Source organism: Nocardioides imazamoxiresistens, assembly GCF_032378595.1.
GTDB lineage: Bacteria > Actinomycetota > Actinomycetes > Propionibacteriales > Nocardioidaceae > Nocardioides > Nocardioides imazamoxiresistens.
This window is the reverse complement of the sequence record NZ_JAVYII010000005.1, coordinates 275562-293156: the sequence shown is the minus strand read 5'-3', so window position 1 is coordinate 293156 and position 17595 is coordinate 275562. Positions and strand designations below refer to the sequence as shown.

17 protein-coding genes are annotated in these 17595 nt (G+C 75.4%); 10 read left to right on the top strand and 7 right to left on the bottom strand.

The features are described 5' to 3' along the window. Positions 1-4: 4 nt before the first annotated feature. Together RDV89_RS12935 and RDV89_RS12930 are read right to left on the bottom strand one after the other, a co-directional pair. Positions 5-1798 carry a DUF429 domain-containing protein gene (locus tag RDV89_RS12935; protein ID WP_315733465.1) on the bottom strand — a complete coding sequence of 598 codons (1794 nt, stop codon included), beginning with the start codon at positions 1796-1798 and terminating at the stop codon, positions 5-7. Positions 1799-1887: 89 nt separating this feature from the next. Beyond that, positions 1888-2337 carry a DedA family protein gene (locus RDV89_RS12930; protein WP_315733464.1) on the bottom strand — a complete coding sequence of 150 codons (450 nt, stop codon included), beginning with the start codon at positions 2335-2337 and terminating at the stop codon, positions 1888-1890. Between the two features lie 72 nt (positions 2338-2409). On the opposite strand from RDV89_RS12930, the gene RDV89_RS12925 reads away from it, so the two are divergent. Both RDV89_RS12925 and RDV89_RS12920 read left to right on the top strand, forming a co-directional pair. Further along, complete coding sequence (locus RDV89_RS12925) at positions 2410-3303, top strand: hypothetical protein (RefSeq protein WP_315733463.1); 894 nt, start codon at positions 2410-2412, stop codon at positions 3301-3303. Positions 3304-3442: 139 nt separating this feature from the next. Next, a complete protein-coding gene (locus RDV89_RS12920) occupies positions 3443-4666 on the top strand; it encodes a hypothetical protein (protein ID WP_315733462.1) in 1224 nt (407 codons plus the stop codon). A gap of 31 nt (positions 4667-4697) precedes the next feature. Here RDV89_RS12920 and RDV89_RS12915 read toward each other — a convergent pair whose 3' ends face one another. Beyond that, positions 4698-5420 carry a FadR/GntR family transcriptional regulator gene (locus tag RDV89_RS12915; RefSeq protein WP_315733461.1) on the bottom strand — a complete coding sequence of 241 codons (723 nt, stop codon included), beginning with the start codon at positions 5418-5420 and terminating at the stop codon, positions 4698-4700. 172 nt (positions 5421-5592) lie between these two features. On the opposite strand from RDV89_RS12915, the gene RDV89_RS12910 reads away from it, so the two are divergent. The 3 genes from RDV89_RS12910 to RDV89_RS12900 are packed head-to-tail and all read left to right on the top strand — an operon-like array spanning position 5593 to position 8562. Then, positions 5593-6141, top strand: coding sequence for a gluconokinase (locus RDV89_RS12910; protein WP_315733635.1), 549 nt, complete (start codon positions 5593-5595; stop codon positions 6139-6141). Beyond that, entirely contained in the window at positions 6138-7652 is a 1515-nt protein-coding gene (locus RDV89_RS12905; RefSeq protein WP_315733460.1) for a GntT/GntP/DsdX family permease, read from the top strand. The genes RDV89_RS12910 and RDV89_RS12905 overlap by 4 nt, the downstream gene beginning before the upstream one ends. A gap of 7 nt (positions 7653-7659) precedes the next feature. Next, positions 7660-8562 (top strand): M23 family metallopeptidase, encoded by a 903-nt coding sequence (locus tag RDV89_RS12900; protein WP_315733459.1) that lies wholly within the window; start codon positions 7660-7662, stop codon positions 8560-8562. A 12-nt stretch (positions 8563-8574) separates the two neighbouring features. On the opposite strand, the gene RDV89_RS12895 is transcribed toward RDV89_RS12900, so the two are convergent. Further along, positions 8575-9183, bottom strand: coding sequence for a mismatch-specific DNA-glycosylase (locus RDV89_RS12895; protein ID WP_315733458.1), 609 nt, complete (start codon positions 9181-9183; stop codon positions 8575-8577). Between the two features lie 125 nt (positions 9184-9308). Between RDV89_RS12895 and RDV89_RS12890 the strand changes: the two genes are divergently transcribed. From RDV89_RS12890 to RDV89_RS12870, 5 genes are all read left to right on the top strand, one after another. Beyond that, the gene (locus RDV89_RS12890; RefSeq protein ID WP_315733457.1) at positions 9309-10316 is read left to right on the top strand and encodes an ABC transporter ATP-binding protein; all 1008 of its coding nucleotides are present in this window, start codon (positions 9309-9311) and stop codon (positions 10314-10316) included. 3 nt (positions 10317-10319) lie between these two features. Then, on the top strand, positions 10320-11168 hold the full coding sequence (locus RDV89_RS12885; RefSeq protein ID WP_315733456.1) for a hypothetical protein: 849 nt from the start codon (positions 10320-10322) through the stop codon (positions 11166-11168). Positions 11169-11285: 117 nt separating this feature from the next. Beyond that, positions 11286-12494: a sensor histidine kinase gene (locus RDV89_RS12880; protein ID WP_315733455.1), complete on the top strand. Its 1209-nt coding sequence runs from the start codon at positions 11286-11288 to the stop codon at positions 12492-12494. Beyond that, positions 12491-13114 (top strand): response regulator, encoded by a 624-nt coding sequence (locus tag RDV89_RS12875; RefSeq protein WP_315733454.1) that lies wholly within the window; start codon positions 12491-12493, stop codon positions 13112-13114. The genes RDV89_RS12880 and RDV89_RS12875 overlap by 4 nt, the downstream gene beginning before the upstream one ends. A 38-nt stretch (positions 13115-13152) precedes the next feature. Next, positions 13153-14202, top strand: coding sequence for a glycosyltransferase family 2 protein (locus RDV89_RS12870; protein WP_315733453.1), 1050 nt, complete (start codon positions 13153-13155; stop codon positions 14200-14202). Here the strand turns inward: RDV89_RS12870 and RDV89_RS12865 are convergent. From RDV89_RS12865 to RDV89_RS12855, 3 genes are all read right to left on the bottom strand, one after another. Next, positions 14171-15652 carry an ABC transporter ATP-binding protein gene (locus RDV89_RS12865; RefSeq protein ID WP_315733452.1) on the bottom strand — a complete coding sequence of 494 codons (1482 nt, stop codon included), beginning with the start codon at positions 15650-15652 and terminating at the stop codon, positions 14171-14173. The genes RDV89_RS12870 and RDV89_RS12865 overlap by 32 nt on opposite strands. Then, positions 15645-16544, bottom strand: coding sequence for an ABC transporter permease (locus RDV89_RS12860; RefSeq protein WP_315733451.1), 900 nt, complete (start codon positions 16542-16544; stop codon positions 15645-15647). Before RDV89_RS12860 ends, RDV89_RS12865 begins: the two co-directional genes overlap by 8 nt. Positions 16545-16662: 118 nt before the next feature. Continuing rightward, complete coding sequence (locus tag RDV89_RS12855) at positions 16663-17571, bottom strand: matrixin family metalloprotease (protein WP_315733450.1); 909 nt, start codon at positions 17569-17571, stop codon at positions 16663-16665. Positions 17572-17595 lie beyond the last annotated feature (24 nt).

The window sequence follows — 17595 nt, the reverse complement described above, 5'->3', positions numbered from 1 at the left end:
CGGGTCAGTCCTCCCCGCGGGCGGCCGCACCCTCGAGGCCCGCGAGCTTGGCGAGCCGCGAGGTCAGCAGCGGCACGCGGTGGGCGTTGCCGGCCAGCGCGAGGTAGGTCTCGCCGTACGCCGCCAGCAGGTCGTCGTCGAGCCGCCGCACCGCGCCGGCGGGGTAGCGGTAGTCCATCCGCGCCGTCACGGCGGCGCTGTCCACCTCCGCGACCGCCGCGGACAGCGCGGACGCGGAGGTGATCCCGAGCTCGACCAGCAGCCCGGCGACCCACTCGTAGTGGTCGGTGCGCGACCAGCCGGCGCCCGGGTAGCGCCCCGCCAGGTACGCCGCCAGGTCGGCCGCCGTGAGCCGGTCGCGGTCGTCGGGCCCGGGCGTACCTCCGGCGCGCTGCGCCGCCGCCTGCTCGCCGCGCAGCAGGTCGCGCACCGCGGAGAACTCGCGGTCGGCGAGCTCGATCAGCCCGGCGGCCAGCGTGAAGCGGCGGTCCAGCTCGGAGGCGTGCTCCGGCGGCACGTCGCCCTTGTAGCGGATGTCGTGCTCGAACTCCGCCCACGCGTGCTGCAGCGCGGTGCGCACCTGCACCTCGATGATCCGGCCGGGCAGCGCGTCGTTGAGCGGCCCCGGCTCGGCGTCCGGCGGCAGGGCGACGTCGAGGTGCCGGCTGGCGTAGCCCCAGCGTCCGGCGCGCGCGGTCTCCGCGCCCTTGTCGCGGTCGCCGAGCACGTCGAGCTGCTCGCGCACCACCTCGGCGACCGCGCGCACGTCGCTCTCCAGGTAGGTCACGACCCGCAGCCCGATCTGGTCGGCCATCTCGGCGAGCGGGTCGGTGTAGCGCAGCCCGTCGCCGTCCGGGTCGGCCGAGCCGGCCTTGGCGGCGAAGGACGCGACGCTCTTCGGTCGCGCGGTCACCGACAGGTAGTTGATGCCCGCGTCGTCGAGCGCGGCCCGCACGAGCGCCAGGGCCTGCTCGGTCGCGCGCTGCGTGTCGGGCAGGCGCGAGGCGTACGCCTCCACGGCCTTCGACCGGGCCCGCTCGGCGCGCGTGGGTCGTGGCGCCGGGGTCAGGCCCTCGGGCAGCGTCGGCGTCACGATGCAGCCGGCCTCGACGGTGCCGTAGACGGTCATCCGGTCGGGCTCGCGCTCGGCGAGCAGGGCGACGTAGGCGCACACCACGGCGTCGAGCCGGTCCTCCACCGCCCGCAGCTCCGACTTGCGGCCCGCGTGCTCGACCGCGTCGACCAGCTCCTCCCACACCGGCCGGCGGGCCAGCAGCAGCGGCGTGCGGGCCCGGCCGAGCTGCTCGAGGCCCTCGACCAGCCGCAGCATCTCGGAGCGCATGCGGGAGAACGTGCGGTCGCGGCTCTGCTTGTACTTCAGCGTGCGGCCCAGCCGCAGCAGCGCGACCGTCGCCGCGTGCGGGTACACCTCGATCGCGCGCCGGCCCGGCGTCGCCGGGTCCGTCGGCAGGCCCCAGCGGGCCGCGAGCCGGCCGGCGCGCGGGCCGTCGGCGAACTCGGGCTTCGACAGGTTGGTGGGGTGGGTGCCGGCCTCGTACGCCCGGAAGTCGCGGTTGAGGGCCTTCTCGGCCTCGCGGGTGCCCGTGGCGTTCGTGACGACCAGCGGAGCGTCGAACGCCACCACGCACGGGCCGTCGACGACGTCGGCCACCGCCGCGGAGATCTCGTCGTCGGAGCCCACCGAGACGGCCGAGAGCAGCCGGCCGCGATCGTCCAGCACGGCCACGCCCGTGGGGCCGCGCTGGCCCCACGCGAGGTCCACGCCGACGAAGTGCACGCGCCGATCCTGCCAGGGTCGCGCAGCGACGTCAGCGAGGTGGGTCGGGCGGGTCGGGTCGCGGGACGGGTCGCGCGTCGGGCGGGGCGTCAGGTGAGGCGGCGCCGCACGGCGCGGGCGGCCAGGGCGACCACGCCGACCACGGCGACCGCGACCACCAGCAGCCACGGCCGTCCGCCCCACACGGCCGAGAGCACCGCGAGCCCGACGGTGACGTAGATCGTGGCCCAGATGGCCGTGCCGAGGAGGAGGGCGGGCACGTAGTGCACCAGCGGCATCCGCAGCACGCCGGCGGCCAGGTTGACGGCCGTCTGCACGCCGACCGTCAGGAAGCAGAGCGTGACCGCGGGGGCCCCGAAGCGCTGCACGGCCGCCTCGGTGCGCACCATCCCCGGTCGGGCGAGCAGCTCCCGGACCCGCTCGCCGCGGTCCGAGGCGCCACGGGCGCCGCGGCCCAGGGCGTACGTCGCGCCAGCGCGCAGCGTGCCGATCAGCCACAGCAGGCCGAACGCGACGGCGACGGGCAGGTCCTCGAACACGAGCACATTCAACTCTGCGCCCCGTCGGCCGGCGCGGGGAGGGCGTTGCCCGGCGTCTCTAGGATCGGTGCGATGTCCGAGGAGAAACCACGCGTCGAGCTCGACTGGGTCAAGCTCGTCGCCGGAGCGTTGGCGGCGGTCTCGAGCGCCTTCCTGCTGTCCCGTCTCGGCGCCGTCGGCACCCTCGTGGGCGCGGCGCTGGGCAGCGTGATCGCGTCGGTGACGACGTCGGTGTACACGACCTCGCTCGAGCGCAGCCGGCAGAAGGTGCTGGAGGTGCAGGTGCCCGTGCGGCGCCGGCCGGGCGAGGGCGGCCAGACCACCTCGCTGGTCATCGACCGGCCCGTCGAGGACGTGGTCGCCGTCGACGAGCCGGGCGAGCCGGACGAGCCGGGCACGAACGACCCGGACCCGGGCGTCACGCCGCCCGCCGGTATCCCGCTCCTGACGCCCGACCAGATCAGCGCCGCGCCGTCCCCGCCGGACGGGACCGACCCGCCGGCCGCCGACCGCGCCGGCTCCGCGGTCGCCGACAGCTCCGGCGACCGCTCGCTCGGTGCGCTCCTGCGCGCGGTGTCGTGGCGCACCGTGGCGCTGTGGGCCGCCGGGCTCTTCGTCGCCGCCGTGCTGGTGCTCACCGTCGTCGAGCTGGTGGTCGGCCGCTCAGCCGCGGAGATCACGGGCGGATCCGACGGCGGCCGCACGTCGATCTCGCAGTGGACCGGCGGCGGTGGGTCGGGCTCGTCCCAGGACCCGACACCGGCGCCCACCGGCGGGACCACCTCCGACGCCCCCACGTCGGGCACGACCTCCGAGCCGACCGGCGACGCGACGTCGGCGCCCTCCGGATCGCCGTCGGAGCCCACGCAGGAGCCCACCTCCTCCGGCACCGTCACCGACGCGCCGAGCGACGGCCCGACCAGCGCACCGACCCAGGGCGGCGCGACCAGCGCCCCCGCCGGCTGAACGGGAGGCCGCCGAGCGTCTCCCGCGGCGACCCACGACCGGGCACCTCAGGGGTCACGCCCGGTCCGTTCAAGTCACCAGCAAGATTGGGTCCAGCCTCGGCCGCGCCACTCGCCAGCATCCCCTCGACGCGCCGACCATGAGTCGCATCGAGAAGAGGGAGGGCGACATGCGCCTGGACGACGTCACCGCAGCAGCCTGGGCCCCGGCCCTGGCCCCGGCCCTGGCCGGGCTCCCCGCCGACCGTCGCACCTGGCGGGTCAGCCGCTCCGGCAGCCACGGCCTCGTCGTCGTCTCCGGCGCCGGGCTGTCGTGGGCCGAGGGCGGCGTTCTCGTCACCCGCGGCTTCCTCGACGTCACGCAGGTGGAGCACCTCGGCCCCAACGGGGTCGTCCTCCACGCGGCCGGTCTGCCGCCGGCCCGCCTGACCTTCCCCGACGTGCGCGACCGCGACGAGTTCGACCAGACCCTCGCCGTCTTCCGCGGCGTCGGCCACGAGGTCGCGGCGCCCGTGCAGCAGTACGCGCCGCAGCCGACGGCGCCGCAGTACGCCGTCCCGCCGCAGCCGGTGGTGCAGTACGCCGCGCCGCCGCAGTACGCGACCCCGCAGCACGCCGTGCCCCCGCAGCCGGTGGCGCAGTACGCCACGACCCCGCAGTACGCCGCGACCCCGCAGTACGCCGTCGCCGCACCGGTCGCGGCACCGGTCGCAGCGCCGTACGCGGCCCCGGTCGCCCTTCCCGTGGAGGTCCCGCCCGTCGTGGCTCCCGGCCCGGCCCCGAACGCCGGGCGCAGCGCCGGCTCGGTCGCCCAGACCCGGCTCGTGCGCGCGCTCGCCGCGGACCACGAGCCGCCCCGTCACGGGCACCCCGGGTTCGCGCCGCCGACCTACTCGCGACCCGCGCCGGCCGTTCCCGCTGGCCCTGCGGCACCGGCGGCACCGGTCGAGGCCCTACGGGCCGAGGCGCCCCCGGCGCGCGACGCGGGGTCGCACGCGCCGAGCACGACCCGGCTGCGGGCCGCCCGCATGGCCGAGCAGCGCCGCTCCGGCGTGGCGCCCGCGGCGGCCGTCGAGCCCGAGCCCCTGTCCACCCGCGCGGCCCGGGAGGCGGCCTCGTCGGCGCCGCGCCCGGCCGGCGGCGGGTCGGGCGCGAAGGGCTACGACACCGTGATCGGCGCGATCTTCCTGGCGGTGATCGGCGGCCTCATGGTGATGATCTCGGGTCAGCCGCCGGAGGGCACGGCGCACTCGACCGGCACCGACGTGCTGCAGCTCGTGGGCCTGGCGCTCGTGGCCGCCGGGATCCTCGGCGCGGTCGTCGGGGTCGCGCGCGTGGTCGTCACGTCCTCGCACGCCCGCTGACGCGGCCGGGTCCTCCCGAGCCGCCAGGGCTCTACGAGCCATCCGGACCCTCCGTGCCCGCCTCGGCGAGCGCGGCCTGGGCCTCCTGCGCCTCGGTGATGATCCGCCGCATGGCGGCCTCGGCGTCGGCGGGGGCGCCGCGGCGCACGGCGGCCGCCACGTCCGCGTGCCACTCGATCGCCTCGGGGTTCGGGTCGGCGGGCATGAGGTGGTGGTGCGTGCGTCCGGCCAGCACCTCGTCGACGAGGGCGGCCAGCGCCGCGTACATCGGGTTGCCCGACGCGGCCAGCAGCGTCGAGTGGAAGCGCTGGTCGGCCTCGAGGTAGGCGTCGAGGTCCTGCGCGCGGGCGTGCACCGTCATGTCGGCGACGGCCGCTGCCATCGTCGCGGCCTGCGCGGCGTCGGCGCGGGTCGCGGCGAGCGCCGCCGCGGCGGGCTCGAACCCCGCGCGCAGCTCGCTCAGGGTGACCAGCTGCGCGTCGCGCTCGGGGCCGTCGAGACGCCACCGGATCAGCCGCGGGTCGAAGACGTTCCACGCCGAGGGCTCGCTGACCGTCACCCCGACACGCCGGCGCGAGGTCACGAGGCCCATCGCCGTGAGCACGCCGACGGCCTCGCGGGAGACCGAGCGGGACACGCCGTACGCCAGGTCCAGCGACTCGAGGGTGAGCACGCTGCCCGGGGGCAGCTCGCCGGCCGCGATCCGGCGCCCGAGCGCGTCGAGCACGTCGGGGGTGCGGGGTCGGCCGGCCATCGCGCTCCTCAAAGATCAGATTTATTTGCGGCTCAGGCTTGTAAACGACAGATGAATCATCGCACACTGGCCGGGAACCGGTGTGACCGTCCCCACAGGTGCGGGCGGGTGCGAGGAGGAAGTCGTGACAGGTCAGGACCAGCAGGCGGCAGGGCCGCCGTCCGTCGTCGTGATGGGGGTGTCCGGCTCGGGGAAGTCCACCGTCGGCGCCGCCCTCGCCCAGCGGCTGCGGGTGCCGTTCGGCGACGCCGACGACTTCCACCCGCAGGCCAACATCGACAAGATGTCGGCCGGCATCGCCCTCGACGACGCCGATCGCGAGCCCTGGCTCGACGCCATCGCGCAGTGGCTGGAGGACCGCGCCACCACCACGGGCGGCGTGGTGACCTGCTCGGCCCTCAAGCGGGCGTACCGCGACCGGATCGCCGCCGCCACCCCGGTCGTCTTCGTCCACCTCGCCGGCAGCCGCGAGGTGATCGCGCGCCGCCAGGCCAGCCGGCCCGGCCACTTCATGCCCGCGTCGCTGCTGGACTCCCAGTTCCGCACGCTCGAGCCGCTCGAGGCCGACGAGACCGGGATCGTCCTCGACGTCGGCCAGCCGGTCGACGACCTCGTCGCCGAGGCGGCCGAGCAGATCGCGGCGCTGCCCGTCGGGGCCGCCGGCCCCACCCCCACCAGCAGCCGTCCCGACGGCGCCGACAGCTCGGAGTCGCAGCGATGACCACCTCCAGCCTCCTGCCCACGGCGCTCGCCACGAGCGACCTCGTGCAGCCCGTGAACTCGGGCGCGCAGCTCGTCGGCGCCGGCCTCGCCGGCATCGCGGTCGTCGTGCTCCTCGTCGCGTTCTTCAAGCTGCACCCGTTCCTCGCGCTGGTGCTCGGCGGCTTCACCGTCGGCGGCATCGCGGTCATCGGCACCGACGCGACCGTCGACGGGGAGGCCTACGACTTCGCCCACGTCGTCTCGGTCTTCAGCACCGGGTTCGGCACGACCACCGCGGGCGTCGGCCTGCTGATCGCGCTGGGCGCCATGTTCGCCAAGCTCCTCGCCGACTCCGGTGGCGCCGACCAGATCGTCGACACGATCGTGGGTCGCTCCTCGAAGCGCGCGCTGCCGTGGGCCATGGCCGGGGTCGGCGCCCTGATCGGGCTCCCGATGTTCTTCGAGATCGGGCTCGTGCTGCTGATGCCGGTGATCTACCTGGTCGCCCGGCGCGCCGAGCTCTCGCTCGTGGTGATCGGCATCCCGACGCTGGCCGGCCTCTCGGCGATGCACGCGCTCGTGCCGCCGCACCCGGGCCCGCTCCTGGCGATCGACAACCTGGGGGCCGACCTCGGCATCACCCTCGGTCTCGGCGTGCTGCTCGCCATCCCGGTCGTGATCGTCGCCGGGCCGCTCTACGGCATCCTCGCCCACCGCTGGGTGCCGCTGGGCCCGCCGTCCCTGACCGAGGCGCCGGTCTCGGTGGGCGCCGGGGACGCCGGCAAGACCGGCGGCAGCGGCGGTGGGCGCACGGGCGCCTCGGACGACGCGAGCGTCGACGACACCGGCGGTGACACGACGCGGCGCCCCGGCTTCGCGGTCACGGTCGCCACCGTCCTGCTGCCGGTCGCGCTGATGATGGGCAAGGCGATCAGCGACATCGTCCTCGCCGAGGGCAACCTCGTCCGCACGGTGTTCGACCTGCTCGGCACGCCCTTCGTGGCGCTGCTGCTGGCCGTGCTGGTGGCGATGTGGACGTTCGGCTTCGGGCTCGGCTGGGACGCGAAGCAGGTGGGCAGCAGCGTGGAGTCGTCGCTGCCCGGCGTCGCGGGCATCCTGCTCATCGTCGCCGCAGGTGGCGGCTTCAAGGAGGTGCTGGTCTCGACCGGCGTCGGCACGCTGCTGGCCGAGTGGGCGCAGTCGGCCAACGTCTCGGTGATGCTGCTGGCGTGGGTGCTCGCGGTGCTGATCCGCCTGGCGACCGGCTCGGCCACGATCGCCACGATCACGGCCTCGTCGCTGATGGCCGGGCTCACCGAGGGTCTGAGCACGGGCGAGATCTCGCTCATGGTGCTGGCCATCGGCGCCGGCTCGGTGTTCTTCTCGCACCTCAACGACGCCGGCTTCTGGCTCGTGAAGGAGTACTTCCGCCTCGACGTCGGCCAGACCATCAAGACCTGGTCGGTGATGGAGACGGTGCTCTCGGTCACCGGTCTCGTGCTGGTGCTCGGGCTCGACCTGGTGATCTGATGGCCTGATGGTGCGCACGATCGCCGGCTGGCGTCCGCTCTGGGCCCGGCTGGTGGTCGTGCTGCTCCTCGTCGTGGTGCTCGACGTCGCGGCCGGGCTCGGGCTCCTGCCCGTCGACCGGCTCGTGCCGGGCGGTCCGGTCGGCGTCGTGGCCGTGGTCGTCGCCCTGGCGGTGATGCCGCTGCTGATGGGGGTCGCGCCCCGCTCGGAGCGGACCGACCCGGTCGTGCTGGCCCCGCCCGTGCGGGGGGAGTGGACCGCGGTCAACAGCCCCGGCCAGTCGATCCCCAGCCACGGCACCCGCACCCGCGGCCAGCTCAGCGCGATCGACGTCTGCGGCCGCTCGACCGCTTCGTCGCCGAGGCTCGTGCGGTGGGGCCTGCGGGGCACCCGCCCGGAGGCGTACCCCGGCTTCGACGCCCCCGTCCACGCCATGGCCGCCGGCGAGGTCGTGCGGGTCGTCGACCGCCAGCGCGACCACCGTGCGCGCGACACCTGGCAGGGCCTGGCCTGGATGATGACGCTGGAGGGCATCGTCCGCGAGGTCGGCGGCACGCCCCGCGTGCTCGGCAACCACGTCGTCGTGCGGCACCAGGACGGCACGGTGGCGGTGTACGCCCACCTGCGCTGCGGCTCGGTCACCGAGGCCGCGGTGGCGGCGGGCAGCCGGGTCGGCGTCGGCGACGTCCTCGGCCGCGTGGGCAACACCGGCAACACCTCGATGCCCCACCTGCACGTGCAGGTCATGGACTCCGTGCGCACCGACGCGGCCGCCGGACTGCCGCTCGCCTGGTCGCGGATCGAGACGACGGGCGAGATCGACCCGCCCTTCGAGGCGTACGCGAAGGAGCCCGCCGCCAGCGCGTTGCCGGGCATGCCCCGCAACGGCGAGGTCTTCCGGGCCGGCTGAGCCGGCGGCGTCTCAGGCCCCGGGGACCCCGGGGATCCCGGCGGCGCGCGCGGCGTCGGCGTACGCCTGCGCCAGCGTCGCGACCGTGTGGTGGGCGTTGAGGCCGCTGGGGTTCGGCACGACCCACACCTGCGTCCCGCCGTCGCGGCCCCATCCGTCGGGCTGCAGCCCGGCGGCGGCGCGGGGGGAGCGGAACGCGGAGCGGTACGCCGTCAGCCCGGCCACCGCGACGACCCGCGGCGCCCGCGCGTCCACGAGCGCGCGCAACCGCTCACCGCCCTCGCGCAGCTCCGCGGTCGTGAGCTCGTCGGCCCGCGCGGTGGCGCGGCGCGCCAGGTTGGTGATCCCGATGCCCCGCGAGCGCAGCTCGGCGCGGTCGGCGTCGTCCATCCCGGCGGCCGGGTCGATCGCCCGGGTCAGGACGCCGCCGGCCAGCAGGGCCGGGTAGAAGCGGTTCGTGGGGTGGGCGAAGTGGGTCTGCGTCGCCGCGGTCCACAGGCCCGGGTTGATCCCCACGAACAGCAGCCGCAGCGGCGGGTCGTCGGGGCCCGGCATCAGGTCGGGGACCTCGGCGTCGCGGAAGGTCTCGAGCTCGGCGCGGGAGAAGGAACGTCGGGCCACGCCTCGAGCCTGCCACAGCCCGCGCAGGGCCCATGAGGAATGTCATGGGCGGCCCGTGAGGGACGGCGGCGAACCCGTGAGGTCGTGCACTGCCACCGGCGCCCGGTCCGCGGGAGGGTGGAGCCATGACCACGACACACGACCCCCGCTCCGCAGCGGCCGCACCCGTCGACCAGCGGTCCGGTCAGGCGCCCGCCATCGCGGTCCGCGGCCTGCGCCGCACCTACGGCACGGGCTCCGACGCCTTCGAGGCCGTCCGCGGCGTCGACCTCACCGTCCCGGTCGGCACCGTCACCGCCCTGCTCGGCACCAACGGCGCCGGCAAGACCTCGACCCTCGAGGTGATCGAGGGCCTCGGCCGCGCCAGCGGCGGCGAGGTGGAGGTGCTCGGGCTGGACCCGATCGCCGACCGCCGCGAGCTGCGCCGGCGCACCGGGGTGCTGCTGCAGTCCAGCGGCTTCTCCGGCGACCTCACGGTCGAGGAGACCGCCCGCCTGTGGCACTCGACGCTGAGCACGCCGCGCCCCGTCGCCGAGGCGCTCGAGATGCTCGACCTGCGCGACCGCTCGGCCGTCAAGGTCAGCGCGCTGTCCGGAGGCGAGCGCCGGCGCCTCGACCTGGCCTGCACGCTGATGGGCCGCCCCGAGCTCGTCTTCCTCGACGAGCCGACCACCGGCCTGGACCCGGAGAGCCGCCGCGAGGTGTGGCGCCTGGTGCGCGGCCTGCGCGCCGCCGGCGCCTCGGTGCTCATCACGACCCACTATCTCGACGAGGCCGAGGCCCTGGCCGACCGCCTCGAGATCATGCACGGCGGCCTGATCGTGCGCAGCGGCACCGCCGGCGAGATCGCCGACGGCCACCCCTCCACCATCACGTTCGACCGCCTCGACCGCGCGCTGCCGAACCTCCCCGGCGCCACCGTCGAGCCCGCCTCGGCCGACGAGCCCCGCACGGTGCTCGCGACCGTGGACCTCCAGACCACCCTCACCGCGCTGCTCGACTGGGCGCGCGACGAGCGGGTCCGCATCGACGGGCTCGACGCCCGCACCGCCAGCCTCGAGTCGGTGTTCCTCGCGATCGCCGACGGCGGCCACGACGACCGCCGCGCCCCGGCCACCCCGAAGGGAGCCTGACCCATGAGCACCATCGACCTGACCCCCGCCTCCTACCGCTCCGCCGCGGAGGGCGCCGGCGACTTCGACCCCGCCGCCCCCGACCGTCGCTCCGGCTCCGGGATGCGCCGCGTGCTCGGCATGGCGCGGGCCAACGCGCTGCTGCTGACCCGCAACCGGATGACGCTGGCGTACGCCCTGCTCCTGCCGCTCGCGCCGCTGGCGTTCCTGCTGGCCGCCGACCGCGGCAGCGAGGCCGCCGGCATCTCGTCCATCGGCCAGGTGGTCCTGCTGGCCGCCCTGTTCCCGGTGTACTACAACCTGCTCTCGCTGACGGTGACCCGCCGTGACGAGCTGGTGCTCAAGCGCCTGCGCACCGGCGAGGCCACCGACCGCGACCAGCTGGTCTCGATGGCGCTGCCCGGCGTCGTCACCTTCGGCATCGTCTCGCTGCTCGGGGTGGGCGCCGCGCTCGCGCTCGGCCAGCCCATGCCGAGCAACCCCGTCGTGCTCGCCGTCGGGCTCGTGGTCGTGGCCGTGACCTTCGCCGGCCTGGCCTTCTGGACGGCCGCGTGGACCAAGAACGCCGAGGCCGCCCAGCTGACCTCGATGCCCGTCCTGCTCGTCGCCATCGTCGGCTCGCTGTGGCAGATCCTGCCCGAGCGCGCCCACGACGTGCTGGCCTGGACGCCCGGCGCCGCGATCGACGCCATCGTGCGGATCGGCTGGTTCGGCCAGGAGGTCGACGGCACGGCCGTGTCGTTCACCGACTCGTTCGTCGCCTCGGCGCAGCCCCTCGCGGCCCTCGTGGCCTGGGCCGCCCTCGCCGTGGTGCTGACCCGACGCTCGATGCGCTGGGAGCCGCGCGGCTGACGCGCGGACGGACACCTCCGGCACGGGGGTGCGGAGGGCGAGGGTGCGCAGGCGGCCATGATGGTCGCCTGCGCACCGCTCGCGTCGAGCGGACACCGGAGGGGAGGGCGAGGTCCGATGGGCCGTTGGAACGGGTTCTGGACCCGCCGCACGGACGTCCAGCGGGTGGAGCTGTACACCAAGATCAGCCTGTACTTCTTCGTCTGGTGGATGAGCCTGACCCTGCTCGCGCTGGAGCCGCGGGTGCTCGAGCGGCCCGTCAGCGCGGTCGTCGTGCTCGGCGTGACCCTGGCGGTCGGCCTGGCCGCGACCCACGGTCTGCGGGTCACCTTCGCGCACCCGCGCCCGCGGCTGGAGTCGCCCGCCGTGCGCCGCGCCGTGGCGGTGAACGCCGTCGTCGCCGCGGCCGCCGTCGCCGCCGGCCTCGCGATCCCGGCCGACCCGCGGATCATGCTGCTGGCGATCGTGGCCAGCGCGCTGGCCTGGGGCGTCGGGGCCGTGCGCGATCGGGTCGTCTCGGTGGGCACCGGCGTCGCCGTCGTCGCGGCCGGCCTGCTGCTGCACGGCACGAACCGACCGGCGATCGCGATGGCCGTGGTGCTGTACGCCTTCTTCCTCTTCACCCTGCGCGCCTCGCTGTGGCTGCTCGACGTCGTGACCGAGCTCGACGAGGCCCGCCAGGCGCAGGGGCAGCTGGCGGTCGCCGAGGAGCGGCTGCGGTTCTCCCGCGACGTCCACGACGTGCTCGGGCGCCACCTCTCGACCATCGCGGTGCGCTCCGAGCTGGCCGCCACCCTCGCCGAGCGTGGTGACGACCGGGCGGCGGGGGAGATGCTCGAGGTGCGGGCCGCGGCGCAGGAGGCGCTGCGCGAGGCGCGGGCGCTGGCCCGCGGCTACCGCCGCACCGACCTCGCCACCGAGCTCGAGGGCGCTCGCTCGCTGCTCGCCTCCGCCGGCATCGCCTGCGACCACGACCTCACCGGTGTGCCGCGGCCGTGGCACGAGCCCGCGGGCTGGGTGATCCGCGAGGCCGTCACCAACGTGCTGCGGCACTCGTCGGCGACGCGCGTGGAGATCCGGTGGGAGCCCGGTCGCGCCGGGGCCGGCCGGCTCGTGGTCGCCAACGACGGCGTGGGCGACGGTGCGAGCGAGGGGGCCGCCGCGACCACCGGTGGCGGGGGCTCCGGCATCCTGGGCCTCGGCGAGCGGCTGGCGCCGCTGGGCGCCCGGGTCGAGACCGGCCGGGGCCGGGACGGGTTCGAGCTGGCGGCCGTGCTGCCGGCGCAGCCGGCCGCGACGACGCGGCCAGAAGTGGAGCGGGCATGACGATCCGGGTGCTGCTGGCCGACGACGAGAACCTCATCCGCGAGGCGCTCGCCCAGATGCTGGGCCTGCAGGACGACATCGAGGTCGTGGCGCAGGCCGCCAGCGGCGACGAGGCCCTCGCCGTGGCGCTCAAGGTGGAGCCCGACGTGGCCGTCCTGGACCTGCAGATGCCCGGCCGCGGTCCCCGACCGCTCGACGGCATCGAGGTCGCGGAGGAGCTCGCCGCCCGCATGCCGGCCTGCTCCAGCGTCATCGTCACCAGCCACGGACGGCCCGGTCACCTCAAGCGGGCGCTGGCGGTCGGCGTACGCGGCTTCCTGCCCAAGACGACGTCGGCGACCACGCTGGGCGAGGTGATCCGCAAGGTGCACGACGGTGGCCGTCACGTCGACCCGGAGCTGGCCGCCGAGGCGATCAGCGCGGGGGACAGCCCCCTGACGCCGCGCGAGGCGGACGTCCTCGAGCTGGCGGCGGACGGCGCCCCGATCGAGGAGATCGCCCGCCGGGCCTCGCTGTCGCCGGGCACGGTGCGCAACTACCTGTCCAGCGCGAGCACCAAGCTCGGCGCCGCCAACCGGCACGACGCCTGCGCGACCGCACGCCGCCTCGGCTGGATCTGAGGCGTCCCGCGCCGCGGCGGACCCGTAGACTCCCGGCGATGTCCGCGACCCCCGCCCCCGCCCTGCCCGGAGTCTCGGTCGTGATGCCGGTGCTCAACGAGGAGCCGTACCTCGCGGACTCCGTGGCCCGCGTGCTCGACCAGGCCTACGAGGGCGAGCTCGAGCTCGTCCTCGCCGTGGGGCCCTCGGCCGACCGCACCGAGCAGATCGCCGCCGACCTGGCCGCGGCCGACCCGCGGGTGCGCGTGGTGGCCAACCCGAGCGGCACCACGCCGCGGGCCCTCAACGCGGCCCTGGAGGCCACGCGGCACGCGTACGTCGTGCGCGTCGACGCCCACGGCTTCCTGCCCGAGGGCTACGTGCGCCACGTCGTCGGCCTCCTCGAGAGCACGGGAGCGGCGAACGTCGGCGGCCGCATGCAGGTCGAGGGCGAGGACGACTTCGGGCGCGCCGTCGCCGTCGCGATGAGCTCGCGGATCGGGATCGGCGGTTCCCGCTTCCACGTCGGCGGCGAGCCCGGTCCCGCGGAGACCGTCTACCTCGGCGCCTTCCGCCGCGACGTGCTGGAGCGGCTGGGCGGCTACGACCCGACCTACCGCCGCGCGCAGGACTGGGAGCTCAACCACCGCATCCGCGCCGCCGGCGAGGTCGTCTGGTTCGACCCGTCGCTCGCCGTCACCTACCGCCCGCGCCGCACCGTGCGTGCCCTCGTGCGCCAGTTCCACCACTCCGGCCGGTGGCGCCGGCGGGTGGTCGAGCACTACCCGGAGACCGCGTCGCCGCGCTACCTCGCGCCGCCGGTCGCGACCGCGGCCGTCGCCGGCGGTGTCGTCGCCGGCGTCCTGGGGTCGCTCACGGGCTCGCGGACGCTGAAGGCCGGCTGGCTGCTCCCGCTGGGGTACGCCACCGCCGTCACCGCCGCGTCGTTCCCGGAGGGGCGCGACCTGCCGCCCCGCTCGCGCGCCTGGCTGCCGGTCGTCGTGATGACCATGCACCTGTCGTGGGGCGCGGGCTTCCTGCGCAACGTCGACGCCACCGAGCGCGTCGGCGCAGCCGTCAGGCGCGCACCTCGTCCGTCTCGAGGGTGATCGCCGTGCCGTCCGCGCAACCGTCGCGGGTGGCCGTCACCCGCAGGCTGACGCGCGTGCCGACCTGGTCGGCCGTGAGCGTGAAGGACCGCTCGGTCGCCCCGGGGATCGGCTCGCCGTCGGCCAGCCACTGGTGGTGGACGACGGGCTCGACCGGCTCGCCGGACCCCGCGGCGGCGTCCGCCCCGTCGGCCGCCTCGGCGCCGCCGACCGCCCAGGCGCCGTCGTGGCCCTCGAGCGTGGCGCCGACGCGCGGCAGCACCACGAGGCCGGGCTGCTCGGTCACGACCAGCGGGGGCAGCAGCGTGACCGGGGCCGAGGGCTCCGAGGTCGCCGTGCCGTCGAGGAACCCGTCGCGCGACGCCGTCACCCGCAGGCTGATCCGCGCGCCGACCTGGGCCTGCGACAGCGTGATCCGCTTCGCCGTCGCGCCCGGGATCGGCTCGCCGTCGGCCAGCCACTGGTAGCGGAAGGACGTCGCCCAGATCGGCGACCAGGTGCCGTTGCGGCCCTCGAGCCGGCTCTCCACGTGGGGCGCGCCCACGAAGAACGGCGGCTTGGTGCTGCGCAGCGGGGCGGCACCGTCGGCAGGCACCTCGACCGCGGTCTTGCGGGCCTCGACCTTCGCGCGCTGCGACTCCAGGTAGGCGTCGATGACCTCGTCGGGACGCCCGTCGGCGCGCAGCACGCCCGAGTCGAGCCACAGCACCCGGTCGCAGGTCTCGCGGATGGAGTTCATGGAGTGGCTGACCAGCAGCACCGTGCCGGCCCGCTCCCGGATCTCGTCGATCCGCTCCTGCGAGCGCGCCTTGAACGCGGCGTCGCCGGTGGCCAGCGCCTCGTCGATCATGAGGATGTCGGGCGAGGCCGCCGTCGAGATCGCGAACCGCAGCCGCGCGCCCATGCCGGAGGAGTAGGCGGACATCGGCAGCTGGACGAAGTCGCCGATGTCGGCGAAGTCGACGACCTCCTCGTAGTGGCGTCGCACGTCCTTCGGCTTCAGCCCGAGCGCGAGGCAGCCCAGGATGATGTTGCGCTCGCCGGAGAGGTTGTTGATGAGGGCGCCGGAGACGCCGAGCAGCGAGGCGATGCCGTCGGTGTAGATGGCGCCCGACGTCACGGGCAGCGCCCCGGCGACCGCCCGCAGCAGCGTCGACTTGCCGGAGCCGTTGTGCCCGATCAGGCCGATCGACTCGCCGTGGTGGGCGACGAACGAGACGCCCTTCACCGCGTGCACGGTGTCGACGGCGCCGACGCCCTGGCCGACGCCGCGCGCCCAGCCCGGCAGCTTCGAGCCGCTGCGACGTCGACCGCCGAAGGTCTTGTAGCTCAGGTGCACATCGTCGACGACGAGCACGGGCCGACCGGCGAGGTCGGCGGCGTCCCGGGCGTCCGGGGCGGCCCCGGGAGCGGTCGGGGTGGTCTGGGTGGTCCCTGCGGTCTCAGCCACGGCCGTACTTCGCCTCCGCCCGCCAGAAGTAGACGAACCCGACCAGCAGCGTCAGCACGGCCCACACGGCGCCGGCGGTCCACAGCTGCCACGACGGGTCGGCCTCGACCATCACGCAGGTGCGCACCAGCTGGATGTAGACGGCGAACGGCTGGTACTCCAGCACCGCCCCGAGGAAGCCGGACGTGTACGAGCTGATCGAGAAGAAGACGCCCGAGAAGTAGAGCATCGCGCGCATCACGAACGGCACGAGGTTGGCCAGGTCGCGGACCTCGACGACGAGGCGGGCGAGGATGAACGCCGCGCCCGTGCCGAAGAGGTACATCAGGCCGACGGCGCCCGGCAGCGCCAGCCACCACAGCGTGATCGGCTCGCCCGTGATCGGCATCAGCACCAGCAGCACCGCCACCGTGGGCAGCAGCACGATCAGCTCGGTGAGCACCACGGAGATCGGCAGCAGGGCCCGGGGGAACTGCAGCGAGTTCACGAGCCCGAGCTTGGAGGTCACGGCCTTCGAGCCCATCGTCAGCGTGCGCTGCATGAACTGGAAGATGAAGATGCCGACGAGCAGGTACGCGATGAAGTTGTCCACGCCGCGGTCCGTGCGCAGCACCAGCCCGAAGACGGCGAGGTAGACCGCGCCGTTGATGAGCGGGTTGAGGATGTTCCACGCCTGACCCAGGTAGCTGTCCTGGTTCTGCGCGTACGCCTGGGAGCGCGAGAGCACCCACACGAAGTGGCGGCGCTCGACGAGCGCGGAGACGTAGGCCCCCAGCCGCGGACGGCCGCCGACCTGCCGCAGCCCGTTGCTGCGCGCGATGTCGGCCAGCGAGCGACCGACCTCGGCGGGCAGCCGGCCCTGGGCGTCCTCGACGGGCTCCCCGGCCGTCACGCGGCGCTCGTGGTGCGTGGGCGGGACATGCGGTGGCTCCTCCGTGGATCGGTGGCGGGCGTCCGCCGGACAGCACCGGGCAGGCTACCCCCTGGGGCACGGCTCGCCCGAGTTCGGCTCAGCGGCACGCGATGGAGCCGAGGCGGCCCAGCCCCTCGAGGTCGCCGGGCCCGAACGACGTCACGCGGGTCTCGGGGTACATCAGCTCGCCGGGGTCGTCGACGTGGTCGAGGCCGACCACGTGGCCGAACTCGTGGTCGACCACGGCCTGCCGCGCCTCGTCGAGCCCCTGGTCGGCCATCTGCTCGAACGCGTCGACGTCGAGCACCACGATGCCGGTCACGAAGCCCAGCCGGCCGCCGACCTCGGAGGCCGCGCTGCCGCCGATCCCGGCCACGGCGCCGGCCAGGTCGTCGACCTCGTCCTCGTCGGCCCACGCGACCAGCACCGGCGGGGCGGGACCGAAGCCGCTGCCGCGCGAGTCGATGTCGCGGTCGTCGGTGTCGCCGACCACGACCATGCGCAGCCCGGAGGCCTCGCTGATCCGCGCCAGCGCCACGTCGACCAGCTCGCGGTGGTCCTCGGGGGCGTTCTCGGGGTTGATCGCGACCTCGACGTCGGTGCAGGGGTCGTAGCCGACCGGCTCGTCGGAGCCCGGCTGCGTGAGCACGAAGGCGTACGTCCCGTCGCCGTCGACGTACGCCGGGCGGTCGCCGTAGCGGCCCAGCCCCAGCCAGTCGCGCAGCGGCGCCGTCGCCGGCGCGAGGGCCACCGCGACGCCGACGAGCAGCACCACCACGATCCCGGCGGGCACCGCGCCGCGCAGGGTGAGGGCGTGGGGGTGGCGTCCACGGCTGCTCCGCCCGCCCCGACGACCGCGCCGACCGCGCCGGCCCGGGGGCACGGCCGCGGGCAGCGTGCCCAACCCGTGCTCGCGGTCGATCCGGTCCAGCTCCTCGAGCCGACGGGTCATCTCCGCCGCCCAGCGCCGGCGTTCCCGCTCCTCGCGGCGCTCGTTCCTCCCCACGCGCCCATGATGACCGAGCAAGGA